At 64.0% G+C, this 19,482-nt stretch carries 16 protein-coding genes; 7 read left to right on the plus strand and 9 right to left on the minus strand.

All coding sequences use genetic code 11. The features are described from left to right. Nucleotides 1-17 precede the first annotated feature (17 nt). The gene (locus Pan216_RS19930) at nucleotides 18-476 is read left to right on the plus strand and encodes a carboxypeptidase regulatory-like domain-containing protein (protein WP_145260697.1); all 459 of its coding nucleotides are present in this window, start codon (nucleotides 18-20) and stop codon (nucleotides 474-476) included. Nucleotides 477-516: 40 nt separating this feature from the next. On the opposite strand, the gene Pan216_RS19935 is transcribed toward Pan216_RS19930, so the two are convergent. The 4 genes from Pan216_RS19935 to Pan216_RS19950 all read right to left on the minus strand — a co-directional run bounded on the left by Pan216_RS19935 (nucleotide 517) and on the right by Pan216_RS19950 (nucleotide 4,156). Continuing rightward, a complete protein-coding gene (locus Pan216_RS19935) occupies nucleotides 517-1,680 on the minus strand; it encodes a hypothetical protein (RefSeq protein ID WP_145260698.1) in 1,164 nt (387 codons plus the stop codon). A gap of 207 nt (nucleotides 1,681-1,887) precedes the next feature. Next, on the minus strand, nucleotides 1,888-2,250 hold the full coding sequence (locus tag Pan216_RS19940; protein WP_145260699.1) for a hypothetical protein: 363 nt from the start codon (nucleotides 2,248-2,250) through the stop codon (nucleotides 1,888-1,890). Nucleotides 2,251-2,667: 417 nt separating this feature from the next. Further along, on the minus strand, nucleotides 2,668-3,171 hold the full coding sequence (locus tag Pan216_RS19945) for a hypothetical protein (RefSeq protein ID WP_145260700.1): 504 nt from the start codon (nucleotides 3,169-3,171) through the stop codon (nucleotides 2,668-2,670). A 535-nt stretch (nucleotides 3,172-3,706) separates the two neighbouring features. Beyond that, on the minus strand, nucleotides 3,707-4,156 hold the full coding sequence (locus tag Pan216_RS19950) for a YaiI/YqxD family protein (protein WP_145260701.1): 450 nt from the start codon (nucleotides 4,154-4,156) through the stop codon (nucleotides 3,707-3,709). Nucleotides 4,157-4,400: 244 nt separating this feature from the next. Here Pan216_RS19950 and Pan216_RS19955 point away from each other — a divergent pair, with 244 nt between their 5' ends. The 4 genes from Pan216_RS19955 to Pan216_RS19970 are packed head-to-tail and all read left to right on the plus strand — an operon-like array spanning nucleotide 4,401 to nucleotide 10,765. Further along, nucleotides 4,401-4,931, plus strand: coding sequence for a sigma-70 family RNA polymerase sigma factor (locus Pan216_RS19955; RefSeq protein WP_419192768.1), 531 nt, complete (start codon nucleotides 4,401-4,403; stop codon nucleotides 4,929-4,931). Further along, on the plus strand, nucleotides 4,928-6,571 hold the full coding sequence (locus tag Pan216_RS19960) for a LamG-like jellyroll fold domain-containing protein (protein WP_145260704.1): 1,644 nt from the start codon (nucleotides 4,928-4,930) through the stop codon (nucleotides 6,569-6,571). Before Pan216_RS19955 ends, Pan216_RS19960 begins: the two co-directional genes overlap by 4 nt. Then, nucleotides 6,558-9,335, plus strand: a complete 2,778-nt coding sequence (locus Pan216_RS19965) for a PSD1 and planctomycete cytochrome C domain-containing protein (protein ID WP_145260706.1) — start codon at nucleotides 6,558-6,560, stop codon at nucleotides 9,333-9,335. The genes Pan216_RS19960 and Pan216_RS19965 overlap by 14 nt, the downstream gene beginning before the upstream one ends. A gap of 8 nt (nucleotides 9,336-9,343) precedes the next feature. Beyond that, on the plus strand, nucleotides 9,344-10,765 hold the full coding sequence (locus tag Pan216_RS19970) for a DUF1501 domain-containing protein (RefSeq protein ID WP_145260708.1): 1,422 nt from the start codon (nucleotides 9,344-9,346) through the stop codon (nucleotides 10,763-10,765). An 81-nt stretch (nucleotides 10,766-10,846) separates the two neighbouring features. Here the strand turns inward: Pan216_RS19970 and Pan216_RS19975 are convergent, their stop codons facing one another. The 3 genes from Pan216_RS19975 to Pan216_RS19985 form a co-directional block, all read right to left on the minus strand. Then, on the minus strand, nucleotides 10,847-11,743 hold the full coding sequence (locus tag Pan216_RS19975; RefSeq protein ID WP_145260710.1) for a nitrilase-related carbon-nitrogen hydrolase: 897 nt from the start codon (nucleotides 11,741-11,743) through the stop codon (nucleotides 10,847-10,849). Nucleotides 11,744-12,097: 354 nt separating this feature from the next. Further along, complete coding sequence (gene asnB / locus Pan216_RS19980; protein ID WP_145260712.1) at nucleotides 12,098-13,603, minus strand: asparagine synthase (glutamine-hydrolyzing); 1,506 nt, start codon at nucleotides 13,601-13,603, stop codon at nucleotides 12,098-12,100. A gap of 596 nt (nucleotides 13,604-14,199) precedes the next feature. Further along, the gene (locus tag Pan216_RS19985; protein ID WP_419192769.1) at nucleotides 14,200-14,898 is read right to left on the minus strand and encodes a phosphoribosylanthranilate isomerase; all 699 of its coding nucleotides are present in this window, start codon (nucleotides 14,896-14,898) and stop codon (nucleotides 14,200-14,202) included. 329 nt (nucleotides 14,899-15,227) lie between these two features. Here Pan216_RS19985 and cbiB point away from each other — a divergent pair, with 329 nt between their 5' ends. Together cbiB and Pan216_RS19995 are read left to right on the plus strand one after the other, a co-directional pair. Then, on the plus strand, nucleotides 15,228-16,205 hold the full coding sequence (gene cbiB / locus Pan216_RS19990) for an adenosylcobinamide-phosphate synthase CbiB (protein ID WP_145260714.1): 978 nt from the start codon (nucleotides 15,228-15,230) through the stop codon (nucleotides 16,203-16,205). Nucleotides 16,206-16,216: 11 nt separating this feature from the next. Beyond that, nucleotides 16,217-17,278 carry a pyridoxal phosphate-dependent aminotransferase gene (locus Pan216_RS19995; RefSeq protein ID WP_145260716.1) on the plus strand — a complete coding sequence of 354 codons (1,062 nt, stop codon included), beginning with the start codon at nucleotides 16,217-16,219 and terminating at the stop codon, nucleotides 17,276-17,278. A gap of 35 nt (nucleotides 17,279-17,313) precedes the next feature. Here Pan216_RS19995 and cobO read toward each other — a convergent pair whose 3' ends face one another. Both cobO and Pan216_RS20005 read right to left on the minus strand, forming a co-directional pair. Further along, the gene (gene cobO, locus Pan216_RS20000) at nucleotides 17,314-17,919 is read right to left on the minus strand and encodes a cob(I)yrinic acid a,c-diamide adenosyltransferase (protein ID WP_145260718.1); all 606 of its coding nucleotides are present in this window, start codon (nucleotides 17,917-17,919) and stop codon (nucleotides 17,314-17,316) included. A 51-nt stretch (nucleotides 17,920-17,970) separates the two neighbouring features. After that, entirely contained in the window at nucleotides 17,971-19,461 is a 1,491-nt protein-coding gene (locus Pan216_RS20005) for a cobyric acid synthase (RefSeq protein WP_145264194.1), read from the minus strand. Between the last annotated feature and the right edge of the window lie 21 nt (nucleotides 19,462-19,482).

Genomic DNA, 19,482 nt, shown 5'->3' on the forward strand with positions numbered 1-19,482 from the left:
CTGATCGAGGAGCACCGATGCCCCGACATTCGTCCGTCCCGCCGCGCCTCGTGATCCTCGCGGCCGCCTTGCTCGCGGTCCCGGCGTGCGGTCCCGCCGGTCCCACGACCTGGCCCGTCACCGGCAAGGTCGTCTTCCCCGACGGCGAACCGGTCGCGGGGGGAATCATCGAATTCTCGCCGAGGGACAAAGGACAGAACGCTCGCGGCAAGATCGCGACCGATGGAACCTTCACCCTCACCACCGGCGATCGCGCGGGGGCACGCGAAGGCCCTCATGGGATCATCGTCATGCAGCACATGATCGACGACCGGCTCGCCAAGCACCGTCCCACGCACGCCCATCAGACGATCGACCCGCGTTTCCGTCAGTACGGCACCTCCGGCCTTGAGCGCACCGTCGCCCCCAGCGAAAACCACTTCGTCATCGAAGTCGCTCCCGCGCCGCCCAAGCCGCTCGAATGGAAACCACTATAGTCGGCCACCGCGTCGCGACCGGAAGGTCGGCTCCACCGCCTCAGTCCCACGTCAGGAAAAACCCGCGCGACTCGGTGAGATCGTTCTTCACCGCGGTCACATCGTCGACCTTCTCCCACGGCTTGCCGTTCCCGGCTTGCAGCGTCTGGCCGTAATGCGGGCAAATGTCGAGGAGCCGCTTCGCGAGTCCCTCAAGGTCGTCCGGCATCGCGCGAATGTCGCCAAGGACCCCATCGCGGCCGCATTCGAGAATCCGATAGGGCAACTCCACGTAGAGCTTCTCAAGCTGCCGACCGATATCGACGCGCTCGCAGCCCGGTTCGTCGGGCGACAGAAGGTTCGACACCGCGACGACGTCGAGCACGCTCTTCGTCGGCGCGAGTAAAAGGCGAATCTTCGAGGAAACGGTGAGCCCCTTCTCGCAGAAGAGGGTTGCTCCTCCTTCAAAGGCGAGGTCGTGAAGTTTGATCAGCCACTCCTCCATGCCGAGGTTCTTCTCGGCGAGCGACTTGACGGGCACCTTCTCGAACGCCCGAATCCCACGGCCGCGCGCGACGCTCGACTTGATGCCAAGAATCTCCTCGAAGTGCTTGACCTGTTCTTGATACCACGCCCTCTTGCCCTCCTTCGTCAGCCGAGCGATCGTCTCCTTGACAACAGCAGCCCGTTCGCGAGTCGCCGCCGCGGCCACTTGACGTTGCTCCTTGATGGGACGAAGCATGTCGTCATCGGCACTCGCCCCGTGACTGACCAAGCGATCGACGAAGTCGGTCAGCCCCTCGCGGTGAGCCAGTTCGATGGGGGCGATCTCGTATTCTCCCGTGCCCCGTTTGGAGGCGTCGGCACCGCGGGCGAGGCAGAGGGAGAAGACCGCCCTGTTGCGGTTGACAATCGCCCAGTGCAGCGGCGTCATCCCCGATTCTGGGCAGACGTCATTGATCGAAACCGTCTTGAGGATCTTGTTCACCCCCATCAAGTCGGGCATGCCCGGCCCGCTGACGTGCTTCGCCGAGAACTCGTTCAGCAGATCGGTCGCGGTGAACGTCTTGCCCTGGTTGGGCTTGGGCGCGACGTAGGCGTAGCGGGCATTGCCATCGATGCCGAGTTCGGTCTTGGTGCCGCAATGTGGGCAAGTCGTCGTCAGCTTCTTCGCGGTGAACGAGCCGCCACACTCCGGACACTTCTGCGGGATCTTATCGGCCACGTGATGTGCTCCCTGGAACGACTGTTGGCTCTCCGGGATTGTACCAGCAGTTGGGCGGGAGGTTGGTGACGGCAACGACGTTCGCCTGGGGGAGAGATCGCGGTTCTCAACTTCCCCCTGGTTCAAGAAGGCGCAAGAAAAAGCTGCCCTTGGCCAAGGGAGCGTGAATGTGGCTCTCCCTTGGCCAACGACGAGCGGCCTCCCCGCTCACTTCTTCTTCCTTCGCTCGGGACGTTGGGCCTTCCAAACAAGTTCGGCGCAGTCGCCGTCGAGGCGGACGATGCGGGTTTCGCGAAGGTCGATCGTCCTGGTGGAGCCGCAAGGACGGGTCGTGTAGACGAAGGGAAGACAGACCGCCATCACCTTGTACGGTTGCCCCGAATCGCGGGGGATGTACGGCGTCCTCACCAACTCGTTGGGCGACAACGTCACCCCACCACCATCCCAGAGGAACGACGGCCACTGCAACGTGGTTTCCATGATCGCGACATAGTCGCCGCGAGCGATGTCTTCGCCGGAGACACTAGCCGCGAGTGCGGGCGCGAGGCGTTCGGTGCAAGTCGTTGCCATGATCGGAGTCCTCCGGAAAGAGAGAGCGTTCCCGCGCCGTCGTGCGCACGGGACCGAATCGCTCTCGAATGCCTCGCTCGACGGTCGGGTCGTTCCTCCTCGGGAATCGATGGACGTTGCCACCACGACAACGCGACTACCCAAAGTAAGACGCCGTCACGCCGCTCGGGTTCGCGCCCAACACGGACGACCGCCCGCCCGGCTTACGGCTCGAGAACGGGCGGCTCCTGGCTGGCCCACGTGTAGGGAGCGATCTGAGCGGCCGATTTCGGGGAGGCAGAGCGGATAGAGCAGCGAATGCCGCCAGCCCGATGTGCGGAGCGAGGTCGACGTCGCGGTAGCGCCGCTCGAGATCGCCAAGCGCGACGCGTTGCCGGGGACTGAGCGTCCGATAGCCGAGCACCAACCGGAAGCCGGTCATGGGAAGAAGGTGCGGAACCGCAGGACGCGATCGCGCGAGTTTGAAGTAGTTGAGATACGCCTCACACCCCTCGAGTGCCCGCCCGAGCTTCTCCCGGGGACGAGCCAATGACGGCAGAACGCCGCGGCGACCGAAATCACCCGGACCCGGAGGTCGGGTCGACGATCCTCGATCGCGCCGACCGGCCCCTTTCGCCGAGCCGCGATCGTCCCCCCGGCAAGGAGGTGGCAAGTTGTCGTCACGACGGTGCCGCCGTAGCTCTGTCCCAGGAGACAGACGCGGGCCTCCTCGGGCAACGCCGTCAAGAGAAGCGCGAGGTGGTACCCGGCGATGAGTGAGCGGCGCCATTTTTCCTCGGAGTCGGACGGTTCGAAGGAATGGATGCGATGGCTCGGCCAGTCGAACGCGACCAGGACCGCATTTTCCGGCAACGCACCGTAATGATCGAGCCAGGCATGGCTCCAGAGCAACCCGCCGAGCGCCAGATGTTCGGTCGTCAAGTCCGAGGACCTGAACGTAGACCGGCCGCCCCGCCACCGCGGCCAAGAGTTCATCGACGCCGCGTTCGACGAGTTCGCCCTCGGCGCCGAAGCGCATGACCTCCAGGTCGGGCCACGGGTCGGAGCCCATCACTTGCGGCGTCTTGCGCGTCCGCACGAACCACAGTTTCGCCACCCGCCCGGGACGCGGACGAAAGTGATCCAGCAAGACGAACGGCCAACCCGTCCGGGGATCGAAGGCTCCGTCGAGCATCGGGTTGGGCCGCTGGCGATCGACTCCCGGCCCGGAGGCCCCGGGACGGAAAGGACGAAATTGGTCCATGAAGCCAAGCAGTGCCTCGGCGAGGCTCGGCGGTTTCGGTGGGGTCACGTTCTTCGGCACGCTCCGAGGAGAGAATGGTCAGCCATCTTCGGGCACCCCACCATACCGCAAAGCATACGATGGGCGGAATAGCCCCTCGCTTGCGATTCCCCTAGGGAAATCGCAAGCGGTCGATCCCCGGAACATCCCCGGAACATCCCCGGAACATCCCCGTCACTTCCTGGCTCGAGTAAGCCAACGATCGAGCTGATTCGCGAAGGCCTGACGATGCTTGGCGTTGAATCCCGAGGGCCCGCCCGAGACGACGCCGGCGTCGCGAAGATCGTGCATCAAGTCGCGCGTCGCGAGCCGGTCCCCCACGTTTGCGTCGGTGTAGAGTTCGCCGCGAGGATTCAGGGCGGTCGCCCCCTTGGCGACGACGTCGGCCGCGAGCGGGATGTCGGCGGTGATGACCAGATCGGCGGGATCGACCTGATCGACAATCTCACGATCCGCAACATCAAAGCCGCCGGGAACCAGGATGCTGTCGATCAGTTCCGTGCGCGGCGTCCACATCGGCTGATTGGCGACGAGCGTCAGCCGGGTCTTGGTCCGCTCCGCCGCCCGAAAGAGCATCTCCTTGATCTCGCGCGGGCAAGCATCGGCATCGATCCAAATTCGCATGAGAGGCTTCCTTGGTCACCTTCGGTCCGAACGATGTAATCCCTTGGGGCCCCCAAGACCTCCAAGGTCGATGGCTTCTCATCCGACGCCCAAGCCTGGTCGAACGTCCCGCGCCCGAGCGCCGACGCTGGACGTCACCCAAGCGGTCCACGCGCGAGGCGTTCCACCCCGACATTCGACGGATTCTTTCGGATTTCTGTTAACCTTATCGTTGGATCCTCCATTTCCAAGCATGGAAGAGCCCATGCACGACGATCACGACGCGACTTTCGTCAGTGAGCTCACCGCGCACCAACTGCCGATCTTGCTCTACGTCCGATCGCTCCTGCCGGGCGACCCGTCGGCGCGCGACGTCGCGCAACAGACCAACGCGAAGATCTGGGAGAAGCGATCCGAGTTCGAACTCGGCACGAACTTTCGGGCGTGGGCCTTTAGCATCGCGCGGTTCGAGGTCCTGAACTATCGCAAACAACAGGCGCGCGACGCCAAGCTGTACTTCAGTGACGATTTGCAAGAGGTGATCGCCACCGAGATGGCCGACACCCACGACGACATTCAGGAACGCCATGAGGCCTTGAAGCGGTGCCTCGGCAAGCTCCGATCGCGCGATCGCGAACTGCTGCTGCATCGCTACGCCTCCACGGAACGACTCGCGGACTACGCGTCGATGATCGGTCGCTCGGTCGGGGGATTGAAAGTAACCCTTCATCGACTGCGGTCCGCGTTGCTCGAGTGCATGGAACGCCAGCTTCACGCTGGGGAGACGGCGAGATGACACCCTCCGAACGACAACGACTCATCGACGCTCTGTTGGAGCACGAGATCTCCGAAGCGGACTTTCTCCGCCTCGAGGCCGAGCTTTCGGTCGATCCCGAAGCGCGTCGTGACTACCTCGCGCGGGTCTCTCTGTCGCTTCTCCTGGAGAACGAGGCGGCGGCGATTCCCCCTTCCTCGACGAACGATGTCCCCAAGCCAACCGACTCTTCCCGTGCCGGGTGGACCTGGCGGAGGGCCTTCGTCGGCATGGCGGCGATCGCGGCTTCGCTGCTGGTGATGCTCTGGCTGTCGACCGGGGTGCCTGGTCCCGACGCCCCCCAGCGGCAGACGCCGAGCTTGGCCAGCGACCATGGGGAGAGCCACGAACGAACCATCGAAGGGTTCGCGATCGTCTCCGGACAGTCGGACGCGGTCTGGGACGAGGACCGGACACTCGCCAACGGGAGTCTCGTGCCGGCCGGGGAGCTTCGGCTTCGCGCCGGCTTGGTTCAACTCGAACTCTTCAGCGGCGTCCAGCTCGTCGTCGAGGGAGATGCCCGTTTCGCGATCCGCTCGCCGATGGAGGTGGTGGTCATCCGCGGAAAGGTTCGGGCACGCGTCCCGGAACCGGCGCGCGGCTTTCGCCTGAGGACCGAGGCTGGCGAAGTGGTCGATCTCGGGACGGAATTCGCAGTCAACGTCACCGACGAGGGCTCGGATGTCCATGTCCTCGACGGCGAGATCGAATGGCAAGCGCGTGGCCACGACAAGAGAGTCATGCATCAGGGTCAATCGGCCGCCACCTCCGTCGCGGGCGACGAGCGCACGATCCGATCGACCTCGGACGACTTTGTCGGACCCAACGAACTGCGCGAGCGGCTCCAAGCCACCAAGGAGTCACGCCTGCGGCGCTGGCGCGAGCATAGCGAGGAGCGACGTGCCGATCCCCGGCTCTCGGCCTTCTACCAGGTCGGCGCGAGTGACCTCTCGGACAGACGACTGGCCAACCGGGTGACCAACAGCGAACGTGAGAGCGGAGAAGGCGCGGTCGTCGCGGCCGCCCTCGCCCCGGATCGCTTTGGACGGCCCAACGGCGCCCTCGACTTCAGTCCCACCGGTAGTCGCGTGCGATTGTCGGTCCCCGGCGAACATCGCTCAATGACCCTGCTCTGCTGGGTGAAGATCAACAGTCTCGACCGCTGGTACAACTCCCTCTTCCTCACCGATGGGCACGAGCAGGGAGAGCCCCACTGGCAGATCATGGACGACGGCCGACTCTTCTTCTCGGTGAAGAAGCGGGACAAGTTCGATCGCTCCAAGGGCGAACGGGACAAGCATGTCTACTTCTCGCCCCCATTCTGGACGAGCGAACTCAGCGGCCAATGGCTGATGATCGCCACCGTCTACGACGTCGATCGGCGCCAAGTCACCCACTACCTCAACGGCGAGGTGCTGAGCGAGGAGGCGATTCCCGAGGAATACCTGGTCGAGACGGTGCGCATCGGCAACGCCTCGATTTGTAACTGGGACTTGCCCAAGCGCGACGAACCCCGTTTCGCCGTCCGCAATCTCAACGGCAGTCTCGACGAGTTCGCCCTCTATGACGCCGCGCTGTCACCCGAGGAGATCAAGGACCTTTACGACCATGGCAAACCTTAGGCTACGCTCAATCCTCGCGGCCCTTCTGCTCGGCGTGACGGCATCGGCCGACGACCACGTCACAGAACGAAACTTCACCCTGAAGGTCTTGCCCCTGCTCAAAGCGAAATGCCTTGGCTGTCATGGTGGCGACACCGAGGACGTCCAGGGCGGACTGGACGTTCGCAGCCGGGCCGCGTTGATCAAGGGAGGCGAATCCGAGGAACCGGCGCTCGTGCCCGGCGATCCCGAGGCGAGCCCGCTCTACCAGGCGATTCGCTGGGACGGCCTCGAGATGCCTCCCAAGGAGAATGACCGGCTCACCGAAGCCCAGATCGCGATGGTGAAGTCATGGATCGTGGCCGGCGCCCCCTGGCCCGACGAAGCGACCCAGCGCCGTCACCGCGCGGAGGCGGCCGCGATCGAGTCGACCGACGAGGGTGTTCTCGTTCGCACGAGTGGGGGACTCTCCGACGAGTGGACCTTGCGGCGCTATCGGCCGGAGGACCTTTGGGCGTTTCGCCCCGTGAAGCGCCCGCCGGTCTCGACGGGAACGCATCCGGTCGACTACTTTATCTCCAAGCGACTGGCCCCGACCAGCATCGAACCCGCCGCTCAAGCCGATCCGGTCACGCTCATTCGACGAGCGACCTTCGACCTGACGGGCCTGCCCCCGACCCCAGAACAGATCAGCGCGTTTCGCGAGGAGTGGTCGGCGAATCCCGATAACGCGTGGGAACAACTCATCGACCGCCTGCTCGCGAGCCCCCACTACGGCGAGCGTTGGGGCCAGCACTGGCTCGACGTCGCTCGCTATGCCGACACGGGAGGCTATTCGAACGACTATGAACGCTCGAACATGTGGCGCTATCGCGACTACGTGATCCGCAGCTTCAACGACGACAAGCCCTACGATGAGTTCATCGTCGAACAACTCGCGGGCGACGAGATCTGGGAGGAGCGGCCCCCTGGTCGCCGCGACCCGGAACTCCTGGTCGCAACCGGATTTCTCCGGCTCGGCCCCTGGGACCCGGCGATGGTGAAGAAGCCGCAAGCGCGGCAGATCTACATCGACGACGTGGTCAACGCGGTGGGTCAGACCTTTCTGGCGACGACGATGCGTTGCGTGAAATGCCACGATCACAAGTTCGACCCGATCCCGACACGCGACTACTACCGCATGTACGCCGCCTTCGCGACGACGCAGTTGGCCGAGCGACCCGCGTCGTTTCTCCCCGAGGAGAACCGCGAGGGGTTTGACGAGGGGCGTACTCATGTCGAGCGACTACTCGCCTTCGCCAGCGAGCGAACCGAAGCACTCAGACGGAAACGGGAAGCGGCGGCGCGACGCTGGTACCAGGAACACGGGAGCAACTATGTTCCGCACGAGGAACGCAAGAACCTTCCCGACGAGTCAAAGCCGCCGCGTCATGTCGGTCTCGATCATCACGAGATCGGACGTCTCAAGGTGCGGGAACAGGATCAATGGATCTGGACCCGCCGCTTGGAACGCTATCAGCCAATGGCCCAGAGTGTCTACAGCGGACCCGATCCGAAGTTTCTCAACGCGCGCAAGCTCCGCGTTCCCGGAAAGCGGAGAACAAATACCGAGTTCGTCAACCATATCCTGACGGGGGGAGCCCTCGAGGCGCCCGGCGACATCGTTCAGCCGGGCGTCTTGAGTGGGCTCGGCCATCCGGTCGATCCGTCGGCCGAGGATCCCTACCTCGTCGAGAGCGAGCTACGTGGCCGCCGGCTCGGCGTCGCCCGTTGGATCGCCCACGAGAACAACCCGCTCACCACGCGTGCGATCGTCAATCGGATCTGGCAGCACCACTTCGGCAAGCCACTCGCGGGCAACCCGAACAACTTCGGCGTCAAGGGAGCCAAGCCGACGCACCCCGAATTGCTCGACTGGTTGAGCACGCAGTTCGTCGATCGCGGCTGGCGGATGAAGCGGCTTCACAAACTGATCATGACCTCGCGGGCCTACAAGCAGTCGAGCCACCATCCACAGATCGACTCGCTTGGCAGCGTCGATCCCGGCAACGACCTGCTCGCCTATTTTCCGACGCGACGGCTCAGCGCCGAAGAGTTGCGTGACGCCATGCTGCACGTGACCGGGGAACTCAACCCGACGCTCGGCGGCCTTCCGGTCATGCCCGAGATCAACATGGAGGTCGCGCTTCAGCCTCGCATGATCCAGTTCTCCTTGGCGCCGGCTTACCAACCTTCGCGAACGCCGGCCCAGCGGCATCGTCGCAGCATCTACGCCTACCGCGTGCGCGGGCAAGCCAACCCGTTCTTCGAAGTGTTCAACCAGCCGAACCCGAACGAGTCGTGCGAAGCCCGCGATGCCGCCGCGGTATCGCCCCAGGCCTTCACGCTGATGAACAGCGACGTGATGAGCGACCGCTCGATCGCCTTCGCGCAACGACTCGAGCGAGAGGTCCCGACCCTCGAGAAGCGTGTCGAGCGAGCTTTCCTGCTGGCGTTCGGCCGCTCCCCGTCACGGCTCGAGCGAACGCGGATGATCGACTACGTCCGGCGGATGGAACAGGAGCATCGCGGCGCGAGGCCGGACATCGTCACCCACCCGACTCGGATCACGCGGTCGTTGGTCGAGGAACTCTCGGGCAAGAGTTTCGAGTACGACGAGATCCTCCCTGTCTTCGAACAGTACGTTCCCGATGCGAAGCCGGCGGACGTCGGTCCGGGGACTCGGGCCCTGGCGGACCTGTGCCTGGCCCTCTTCAACAGCAACGAATTCCTCTACGTCTACTGAGGTCCTTCATGACTCACAAACTCTGCTCGCGTCCCCTGTCAACCACAGCATCCCGGCGCCAGTTCCTCTACGGCCTGGGCGCCTCGCTCGGATCGGTCGCCTTGACCGATCTGCTGGCGGCCGACTCCCCTCGTTCGACCGGCCCGCTCGAACCGAGGAAGCCGATGCACCCCGCCCGCGCCAAGGCGGTGATCATGCTCTTCATGGAGGGTGGTCCGGCCCACATGGACACCTTCGACCCCAAGCCGACCCTGACGCGGCTTCACAAGACCGAATCGAAGTCGACGCGCAGTCTCGCCTCGGGTTTCAAGTTCCATGTCGGCAGCCCCTTCAAGTTTCGCAAGGTGGGCCAAGCCGGCCTCGACATGTGCGATCAGTGGCACTATCTGGCCGATCCGGAGGTCGCCGACGAACTGTGCAACTACCGTGGCTGCACCGCGGAATCACTCAACCATCCGGAAGCCCTGTTCCACATGAACACCGGAAGTCGGCTGGGGGGCGATCCCGCCATCGGTTCCTGGGTCACCTACGGACTCGGTTCGGAAAACCAGAACCTTCCCGGCTACGTCGTCATGACGGAGTTGGCGCTCCCCCAAGGTGGGTCGACGAACTGGAACAACGGCTTCCTACCCGCTCACTACCAAGGGACGCGCCTTCGCCCCGAGGGGAGTCCGATCCTCGACTTGACGTCGCCTAGGCACAAGTCGCGTCGGCATCAAAGACAGTTTCTCGACCAACTCGCGTTCCTGAATGAACAGCATCAGGCACGCCACCCCCAGCATCGCGACCTCGCCGCCCGCATGGAAAGCTATGAGCTGGCCTACCGCATGCAGACCGAAGTACCGGGCGTGATCGATCTTGCCGGAGAGCCGGACCACATCCAGGAGATGTACGGCTTGCACGATGACGAGACCGCCGCGTTCGGACGCCAATGCTTGATGGCTCGGCGACTGGTGGAGAAAGGCGTTCGCTTCGTCCAGATCTTCTCGGGGGGATGGGACAGCCACGACTATTTGGAGCGTGGTCACTCGGCACGGATCAAGAGCGTCGACAAGCCGATGGCGGCGTTGATCAAGGACCTCAAGCGGCGCGGGATGCTCGACGAGACGCTCGTGGTTTGGACGGGTGAATTTGGGCGCACCCCCGACAACAACAAGCGTGGCGGCGTCTACGCCATTGGTCGCGGTCACAACGCCGACGCGATGACGATGCTGTTGGCCGGTGGTGGCGTCAAGCCCGGCGCGGTGGTGGGAGCGACTGACGCAATCGGGGCGACCGCCGTCGACTGCGTTCATCCCATTCGCGACGTCCACGTCACCTTGCTGCACCTGCTTGGGCTGGACGACAACAAACTGACCTACTTCCACGGCGGCCGCTACAAGCAGCTCAGCCAGTTCGGCGGCAAGGTCATCGACGAATTGCTGGCGTAGGGCATCTTCCGCGGTCCGGGCGAACGCGAGCGCTCCGAAGAGCTGCGTCGCATCGATGAAGTAGACCCCGCAGCGGGATGCTCACGCCGAGCGAATGCCGCGAGGAACGCCGATGCGGTTGTTCAGTCGTTCGATCTCGCGATGGATCAAATCGAGGTTCGAGTCGCGAACCGTCGGTAGCTGAAACCGAGCTTGGCGGACCGAGTCGTAGTCGACGTCGGCGATCACCAATTCCTCGCCCTCGCCGGCGATGGTGATCGTCTTGCCGCGCGGATCGAGAACGCGGCTGCCCCCCCAATAGGTCTCCCCATCGCGGGCGCCGCAGTGATTGACCATCACGATCGGCATCCCGTACATCATGCTGTAGAACGTCAGCGCGGCGTTCCAGCCATCGGGATTGGAGAAGTCGAGTCCCACCGCTTCGCGCGAGGAGGCGATGGGAACGACCAGGATGGTGGCGCCGTAGAGAGCCGCCAAGTGAATCAGTCCCGGATTCCAGGAGTCGGCACAAATGAAGATCCCGGCCGTCCAGGGCGCTTCCAAGTGGCAGACATCGACGTAGCGTCCGCGAGCGAAGTACTTCGCTTCTTCCAAGTTCCCGTACGTCGCCAGATTTAGCTTGCGGTGAATGAACGTGACCTTCCCTCGGCGCATCGCGGCGGCGGAGTTGTGAAACTGCGCGGCGTACCCCTCTTCGACAAAACCGGCGACCACCGTCATGTCACCAGCCCGCTCGGCCACCGCGATCAGTCGTCGGTCCTCGCGAGTGATCGCCAAATCGGGCGTGCGCGAACGAACCTGATAGCCGGTCAAGGAGAGCTCGGGGAAGACCAACAGGTCGACGTCCTCGGCTTTCGCGCGGTCGATGTACTCGAAGTGCTTGCCCAGGTTCTGTTCGATATCCGCTTCCGTCGGATCGATCTGAGCGCACGCGACGCGGAGCACGGAGGAGCGAAAATTATTTCCATCAACGGTCATGGCTTCGGCTCGCCTAGGCAACAGTCGGGACCAGTTCAACAGACGTCGACCGCTCGGCGAATCGCCGTCGCGAAACGACGACCGGCCGGACTACCTCAACATGTGCATGTCATGGTCGAACTCCGTCGCGGCGACGACGCGAAAGAGCCCGGGTGCTCCGGTCGCGTGGGCGACACGAGAGCGAGGATGGAGAGTGACGCTCGCGAGGTTCCATAGCAGGGAAAGCGAATCTTGGGAACGGGTCTTTTTTGGGGAAACGGGTCGATCGGACGAAGCTCGGTGAGGCGACCGTTCCGTCACCGTTTCAGACGCGAGTCGCCGATCCTTACTCCTGAGGCAAGCAGCGGTCACGCGCTAGCTCGGGACGGTGACGCGGTCCTGGACCCAGGCGCCGGCATTGGCTAGGATCATCTCCGGGTTCTCGAACTGCTCGCACAAGAGATCGCGGTAAAGTCGAGCCTCCGTCTCCCGATCGACCGGAGAGGAAGTCCCCGTCGCGATCGCCAGGGCCTCGTCGATGACGTCGACCGTCCCGGTCCCCTCGTCGAACTGGGCCTTCTCCCGCCAGACGAGATCCGCGGGGAGCAAGTCGCGGCACGCTTCCCGAAGAATCCACTTCTCGACCGTCTTTCCACTCGACTCGTCGACGATGCGCATCTTCAATGACGCGGGAATCGATTGAGCGAACTCGATCAGGTCGCGGTCGAGGAACGGCGTCCGCGCCTCCAACCCCTGGGCCATCGTGATCCGATCGACTCGCTGCAGGTTGATGTTGTGCATGCTGGTGAGCGATCGCGTCAGTTCGTCGGCAAGCTCCCGGGGAGAGTTGGCATACTGGTGGTGATAGGTGTAACCGGCGAACAGCTCGTCCGCCCCCTCGCCCGTGAGCACCGCTTTCACGTGTCGACGCGCCAGGGTGGTGGCGAAGTGAGTCGGAATCGCGCTACGCACCAGGTCGATATCGGCGCTCTCGAGATGATAGATCACGTGTGGCAAGACCTTCGCCACGTCGGCGGCGCTGAACGCGAGCGTGTCGTGTTCCGAGCCGATGTGATCGGCGACTCGCTGGGCGGCGAGCAAGTCGGGACTTCCCTCGAGCCCGACCGAAAAGGTCTTCAGCGGTCGATCGATCGACCGAGCCGCCAGCGCGGCGATCAGCGAGGAATCGAGTCCCCCCGACAAGAAGGACCCGACCTCGACATCGGCCACCATCCATTTGCGGACCGCGTCCTCGAGCGTCAACCGCAGCTCCCGACAAACCGCGTCGAGCTGGAAACCCGCCTCCTCGCTGGCGGCTCCATGAGAGATCCGAAACCAGCGACGATTCCCTTCGAGGCTGTCGAACATCTCACCGGGGCCCACCGCTTCGACATGCGATAGTCCGAGGCCGTCAAAGGCCTTCAGTTCCGAGGAGAACGCGAAGCCGTCGCCCAGCCGGGCGACGTAGAGCGGCTTGATCCCGAGCGGATCGCGAGCCGCGATGATCCGATCGGGGGTCGCGAGAACAAACGCGAACATGCCGTCGAGCTTGCTTAGCCACCGCAGTTGGTTCGATCGGAAGAGATGCAGGATCGTCTCGCTGTCGCTTCGGGTCTCGAAGGCGCTCTCGCCCAAGATGGCGCGGAGATCGGCGTAGTTGTAGATCTCGCCGTTGGCGACGAGGATGTTGTCGTTGGAATAGATCGGTTGCGAACCGTCGGAGGGCCCAATGATGGAGAGCCGGCAGTGCGCCATGATCGCCGGAACATTGGCGGCCCGATAGACCTGGGTTGCGTCCGGACCGCGGTGTTCGATTTTCTCGATCATCCGGCGGGCCAAGGCCTCGTCGTCGACCTTCCAAAGACAGGCGAATCCGCACATGGTTGTCCTCCTCCAACTTCTTGTTCGTCCGCCATCTTGTCGACGAAGACCCACAGCAGTCCGTTGATCGAAGCGGGCCAAGGCGAGAACGAGACAACTTGGCCAAGATCAAGGAGGAAAAACGCAGGCGAATCCGTCGATTCGTCGAGTTTTCCAACGCCGAGTTTGGACAAAAGGGCCGTTCGCAGCCGGCAGCGAATCGGTCAACGGGCTGTTAGGGCTCGCTTCATGCTCGTCGTCTCACGTTCACCGCAACGCTCGTCCCCTACTCATGTAGGCTTCCAGAGCATCAAGAACAATGGTGACCGGCGCAACCCGCGTACGCCAGTGTCCTGATGGGCAAGTTCGTTCCATGAAATCTCGGTCCTCCGATTCGACGGGAGATTGCCCAATCACTGGCGTATTCCGCATGCCCACGCGAGCGTGAATCTTTTCCGCATGCCCACGCGAGCGTGAATCTTTTCCGCATGCCCACGCGAGCGTGAGCATGCACCCAAGAGTCTTTCTGGCAATGAGTGAACCAACCAGGACACGAGACGCGCTAAGAGAAGAAACGGTCGGCGGACATGGACGGCGTTTCCGCCAGTTGTCGCCTCTCACGCGCGATCGTCGACCGATCGGAGTGATCGAATGAACGCGGACAGCTTGGACTCGTCGAGCTTCCCGTCGGTGCGCAGGCCGGAACAGACATCAACCCCAAATGGGCGAACTTGACGGATCGCCTCCGCGACGTTGTCGGGTCGCAGTCCCCCCGCGAGAAAGACCGGGATTCCCACCGCCTCGACGATCTGGCGGCTGATCCGCCAATCGTGAACCCGGCCGGTGCCACCCAACTCCTTGACCGGAAGTCGCACGTTCCCCGAATCGAGCAGCAACCCATCAACACCCCGCCTCGCGACGTCGCACGCTTCGTCGAGCGATTCCTCACCCACGACGTGGATCGCTTGAACGATGGAGATACCGGGCAAGGCCTCCCGAAAATCGTCGTATGTCCCTTCGTCGAGACGATCGACAAGTTGAAGCGTGTTGACCCGGCAGCGCCGCTGCTGGGCGATGATCTCGACCACCCGCCGCGCGCTGGTCAACAGAAACGATCCGACCGACGGTGGGATCGTCCGCGCAATCGACGAAATTCGCGACTCGGAAATCATCCCCGGCCCACTCGGCATCTTCGAGACGAGTCCGACCGCGGCCGCTCCGTGCGCGACGGCCAATCGCGCTTCCTCGACGGTCTGGATGCAGCAGACTTTCAGCCGGGGAGGTGTCATCTGATTGGAGGCCCTTTCGTCCCGCACGGTTGCCCCTTGACCATCTCGCGGACGTTCAGGAGGAATCCATGGCTCCGGCTGGCATTGTATCGTCGCGAGCAGCCCGGGCCCGTCGATCCCTCGCGGGAGACATCGTCACCGCCTGGTTGCGAAACCGACCTTCGCGGACGACGTGGCCACCATGCCCCGCTCGCGGTACCTAAAGAAGAACGCCCCCAAGAAACGACCGTCGTCTTGGGATCGACGCCACCGCCCGAAGAACGCCGGACAGACTCCCTCGTTGAGAGACCTCGTGATAAGTGCCGCGAACGAGATCGTCCTTGTCATCCCCACCCGTTGGATGGGGGAGTGAGACGATGCTTGTCGCGGATGCCGCGTGGTGGAACGGAGTGGTCTTTCTCCTCGCGATGTTGGCCGATCGCTTCTTGGGCGAACCGCCCGCGTGGTGCCATCCCGTGGTCGCGATGGGGACGGTGATCGGCTGGGGACGCCGGCTCGCCCGACGGATGCCAGCGTGGTGGAAACTGCTCGTTGGTGGGGCCCTCATCGTGGTCGGCGTCGCCGCCAGCTTCTGCGTTGGCCGGTGGCTCGAATCCCTCGACGGTTCCTTCTCGGTCTGGCTGGCGATCCCTCTTGGGGCCTTCCTGCTCAAGACGACCTTCGCGGCACACGCGTTGTTCGACGCTGGACGGCAGGTTGACGAGGCCCTAAGCGACGACGATCTCCCGGAGGCGCGCCGGCTTCTGGGCTACCATCTCGTGAGCCGACCGACCGACACGCTCACCGCTTCGCAGACGTCGGCGGCCACGATCGAATCGCTCGCGGAAAACGTCAGCGACAGCGTGGTGGCGCCGATCTTTTGGTACTTGGTCGCGGGTCTCGGCGGGGCTCTCGCGTACCGTTTCGTCAACACCGCCGACGCGATGCTCGGTTATCGCGACCCAGAACGCGAGTGGTTGGGAAAGATCCCCGCCCGGCTCGACGATGTGCTCAACGGGATCCCGGCCCGGCTCAGCGCGCTGGCGATCCTCGTCGTCGCCCGCTTCTCGGGAGGGGACGCCGGTCGGGGGCTCCGCGTCTGGTGGCGCGATGCCGCCAAGACCGACAGTCCCAACGCGGGTCAACCGATGAGCGCGGCCGCCGGCGTCCTTGGTCGCCGTCTCGACAAGGTGGGGCACTACGTCCTCGGTGCCGAGTTCGCCGAATGCCGGCGTGAGGACATCCCCCGCGCCCTTCGCTTGATCGAGCACGCGACGATTCTCACGCTTGGCGTCGCGTCACTCGTACTCCTGGGCGTGGCCGCCCTATCGTTTGGGCCTTGGCTTGCCCCTTGAAAGGTATCACCATGTCAAGAGGTCTCCCGTCGCCGTCGATTCCCTTCGCCGTTCACGGGGCGGTCGACGAGATCGAACTTCGTTCCCTCGGGCTCTCCGCGGACGACGTCACCGACTTCAGTGCCAGCGTCAACCCGTTCGGTCCGAGTCCCTCGGTCCACGAGGCGCTGCGAAACGTGACCCTCAACCGCTACCCCGATCGGCATTGCGAGGCGTTGACGCGGAAAGTCGCCGAGCAGCACGGCGTCGCGATCGAGAACGTGCTGGTTGGCAACGGGGCCAGCGAACTGCTCTGGCTCGCGGCGCTGACAATCTTGAGGCCTGGCGATCGGGCGCTGGTCCTCGGGCCGACCTATGGGGAATATGTCCGGGCCTGCCGCATCGCCGAAGCCGAGCCCGTCGAACTCCGAGCGAGCGAGAGCGATCGCTTTCGGCCCGACTTGGCTTCGGTCGCGGAGGACCGCGCGAGCGCCGTGTTCCTCTGCAACCCCAACAACCCGACCGGGCGGCTCATCCCTCGCGATGCGCTCGCCGACATCTCTTCGCAGCGACCCGACCAGACCTGGATCGTCGACGAAGCGTATCAAGACTACCTCGCGTCGGAGTCCTCGATGATCTGCTTGGAGGCGCCGAACATCCTGGTTGTTCGATCGCTGACAAAAGCCCACGCTCTGGCGGCGCTTCGGGTCGGTTACGCGATTGGCCCGTCGGGACTGATCGGCGCGATGCGCGAACACCAACCTCCCTGGAGTGTCAACTCCATGGCACAAGCGGCCGCGGTGGCGGCGCTCTCGGACACCGCTCATCTTCGCGCGACGGTGGACCGACTCCGGCGAGAAGGAGGCCGTATGAGCGACACGCTCGCGACGGGCGGATGGCCCATCCTCGCGACCGACACGCCCTACTTTCTCGTTCGTGTCGGCGACGCGACCGGTTTCCGTCGCGAGCTTCTCGGCAAGGGAATCCTCGTGCGCGACGCGACCTCGTTCGGGCTGCCGAGTTGGATTCGGATCAGTCCGCGGCGCCCCAAGGAGAACGACCGTTTCCTCGCCGCCATGGACGACCTCCGCTAGCGAGTCGGCATCGCCGTCCGGGCACGACGAGGGTCTCAGTATTCGATGCCAGGCTGCGGCTTGATCCCCGCCTTGAACGGGTGCTTCAGGTAGGTCATCTCCGTAGCCAGGTCGGCCATCTCCACGAGAGCGGGCTTCGCGTTGCGACCGGTCACCACGACGTGAAGGCCCTCGCGACGCTGACCCAACTCCTCGAGGACTGTCTCCAGTTCGAGGTAGTCGTAGCGCAAGACGATGTTGAGTTCGTCGAGAATCACCATGCCGTAGGAGGGGTCTCGCAGCATCTCGACGGCGCGTTGCCACGCCTTCTCGGCGATCTCGACGTCGCGCTGGCGGTCTTGCGTCTCCCACGTGAACCCCTCCCCCATGGGATGAAGGTCGATCGGCAGTGATTCGAGTTGGGCCAGCGCCGCCTCGCCGGTGGCGATCGCTCCCTTGACGAACTGGATCACGCCCACACGCACGCCTTGCCCCATCGCGCGAAACGCGAGCCCGAGCGCCGCGGTCGTCTTCCCCTTTCCGGCCCCGGTATAGACGACGAGCAGCCCCTTGCTCTCGGTCGCTTTCGCCAGTCGCTGCCGGTAGGCCTCTTGCTTTCGCTTCATGCGGGCCTTGTGTTCGTCGGTCTCTTCCGTCGCCATGGATTCGTTTCCTTCAGTGAGAACAAGTGGAGGATGGTTCGATGAACGGGTCTACGCTCGCTGGGAACCCTTGATCAAATCGTCGAGGAGTTCCCAGTCGAAGGTTGCGAGCAAGACGTCGGCGAGGCGGTCAAGCGACTCGTCGATGGCGTCGGTCGCTCCCAAGTTCTCGCCCTGCCACGAAGGCGCAAGGCTCCGCAGCCACGCCTCGCAGAAGCCGGCGTTCTGAAACAGCCCGTGGAGATAACAGCCCCAGACGCGACCGTCGGGACCGACGCAACCGTCGAGGATCGTCTCTCGCTCGCTCCCTCGATCGATGCGGAGCCAGGGCTGGGACGAGGAGGTCTCTCCCGCGTGGATCTCGTAGGCGTCGAGCTCTTCGAAACCGGCCGCGAGCCAACCGGGCCATTGATTGCCCACCACCGCCGCGCGAACGTTGGCCGTCGCCTTCTCGGGGCGAAACGTGGTCTCCACCGGGAGTAGTCCGAGTCCACGGATCGTCTTGGCCGAACTCTCGACCCTCGCCGGATCGTGAATGGCGGTCCCTAGCATCTGGTAGCCCCCGCAGATGCCGACCACCGCTCCCCCCCGACGAGCATGGTCGAGAATCGCTAGATCAAGCTCTCGCTCCCGAAGCCAGCGCAAGTCGTCCGCGGTACTCTTCGTTCCGGGCAGAATGACCGCGTCGGCGTCGCGAAGCTCTTCGGGACGCGTCGCGTAGGTCACCGCGACGTCGTCGCATCGCTCGAGACTGTCGAAATCATCGAAGTTGGAAATGCGAGGCAGCCGGATCACGACAATGCGGATGGTCGCGGTCCCGCGCGGCGCTCGATGCTCGATCGCGACCGCATCCTCCTCGGGGAGTCGCAGATCGGGAACGAAAGGAACGACACCCACGACGGGGCATTCCCCCCGCTCCCGCAAGATCTGGACACCGTCGTCAAAGAGCCTGGGATCACCCCGAAACCGGTTGACGATCAAGCCCCGGACGAGGCGGCGTTCATCTTCCTCGAGCAGCGACAACGTCCCCAAGAGCTGGGCGAAGATCCCGCCTCGGTCAATGTCCCCGACCAGTAGCACGGAGCAGCCCAGATGCTTGGCGACCGCCATGTTGACGATGTCGGACGACTTCAGGTTGAGCTCCACCGGACTTCCCGCCCCTTCGATCAGGATCAGGTCGTACGCGGCTTGAAGGGACTCGAGTGACTCGATGACGATGCTCCAAAGTTCCCGTTTGCGGCGGTAGAAGTCGCGAGCGCGAAGCGTCGTCCACGGTCTGCCGCGCACGATCACTTGGGACGTCGCGTCGGCCTGCGGCTTGAGCAAGACGGGGTTCATCGCGACGGTGGGTCGGATGCCCGCCGCGCGGGCCTGAAGCTCTTGGGCACGGCCGATCTCACCGCCGTCATCACAGACGGCCGCGTTGTTCGACATGTTCTGGGCCTTGAACGGAGCGACCCGAATCCCACGCCGCGACAAGACCCGGCAGAGACCTGCGACGAGAAGGCTCTTCCCCACGGACGAACTAGTTCCGACCACCATCAAGGATCGTGCCACGTGTCG

This window comes from Kolteria novifilia (genome assembly GCA_007748055.1).
GTDB classification, from domain to species: Bacteria; Planctomycetota; Planctomycetia; order Kolteriales; family Kolteriaceae; genus Kolteria; species Kolteria novifilia.

What these genes read in the sequence shown, in the direction of transcription:
- Pan216_RS19930 (WP_145260697.1), top strand. Translation starts at nt 18, where the DNA reads ATGCCCCGACATTCGTCCGTCCCGCCGCGCCTCGTGATCCTCGCGGCC.
- Pan216_RS19940 (WP_145260699.1), bottom strand. Translation starts at nt 2,250, where the DNA reads ATGGCAACGACTTGCACCGAACGCCTCGCGCCCGCACTCGCGGCTAGT.
- Pan216_RS19950 (WP_145260701.1), bottom strand. Translation starts at nt 4,156, where the DNA reads ATGCGAATTTGGATCGATGCCGATGCTTGCCCGCGCGAGATCAAGGAG.
- Pan216_RS19955 (WP_419192768.1), top strand. Translation starts at nt 4,401, where the DNA reads ATGCACGACGATCACGACGCGACTTTCGTCAGTGAGCTCACCGCGCAC.
- Pan216_RS19960 (WP_145260704.1), top strand. Translation starts at nt 4,928, where the DNA reads ATGACACCCTCCGAACGACAACGACTCATCGACGCTCTGTTGGAGCAC.
- Pan216_RS19965 (WP_145260706.1), top strand. Translation starts at nt 6,558, where the DNA reads ATGGCAAACCTTAGGCTACGCTCAATCCTCGCGGCCCTTCTGCTCGGC.
- Pan216_RS19970 (WP_145260708.1), top strand. Translation starts at nt 9,344, where the DNA reads ATGACTCACAAACTCTGCTCGCGTCCCCTGTCAACCACAGCATCCCGG.
- Pan216_RS19975 (WP_145260710.1), bottom strand. Translation starts at nt 11,743, where the DNA reads ATGACCGTTGATGGAAATAATTTTCGCTCCTCCGTGCTCCGCGTCGCG.
- asnB (WP_145260712.1), bottom strand. Translation starts at nt 13,603, where the DNA reads ATGTGCGGATTCGCCTGTCTTTGGAAGGTCGACGACGAGGCCTTGGCC.
- cbiB (WP_145260714.1), top strand. Translation starts at nt 15,228, where the DNA reads ATGCTTGTCGCGGATGCCGCGTGGTGGAACGGAGTGGTCTTTCTCCTC.
- Pan216_RS19995 (WP_145260716.1), top strand. Translation starts at nt 16,217, where the DNA reads ATGTCAAGAGGTCTCCCGTCGCCGTCGATTCCCTTCGCCGTTCACGGG.
- cobO (WP_145260718.1), bottom strand. Translation starts at nt 17,919, where the DNA reads ATGGCGACGGAAGAGACCGACGAACACAAGGCCCGCATGAAGCGAAAG.
- Pan216_RS20005 (WP_145264194.1), bottom strand. Translation starts at nt 19,461, where the DNA reads ATGGTGGTCGGAACTAGTTCGTCCGTGGGGAAGAGCCTTCTCGTCGCA.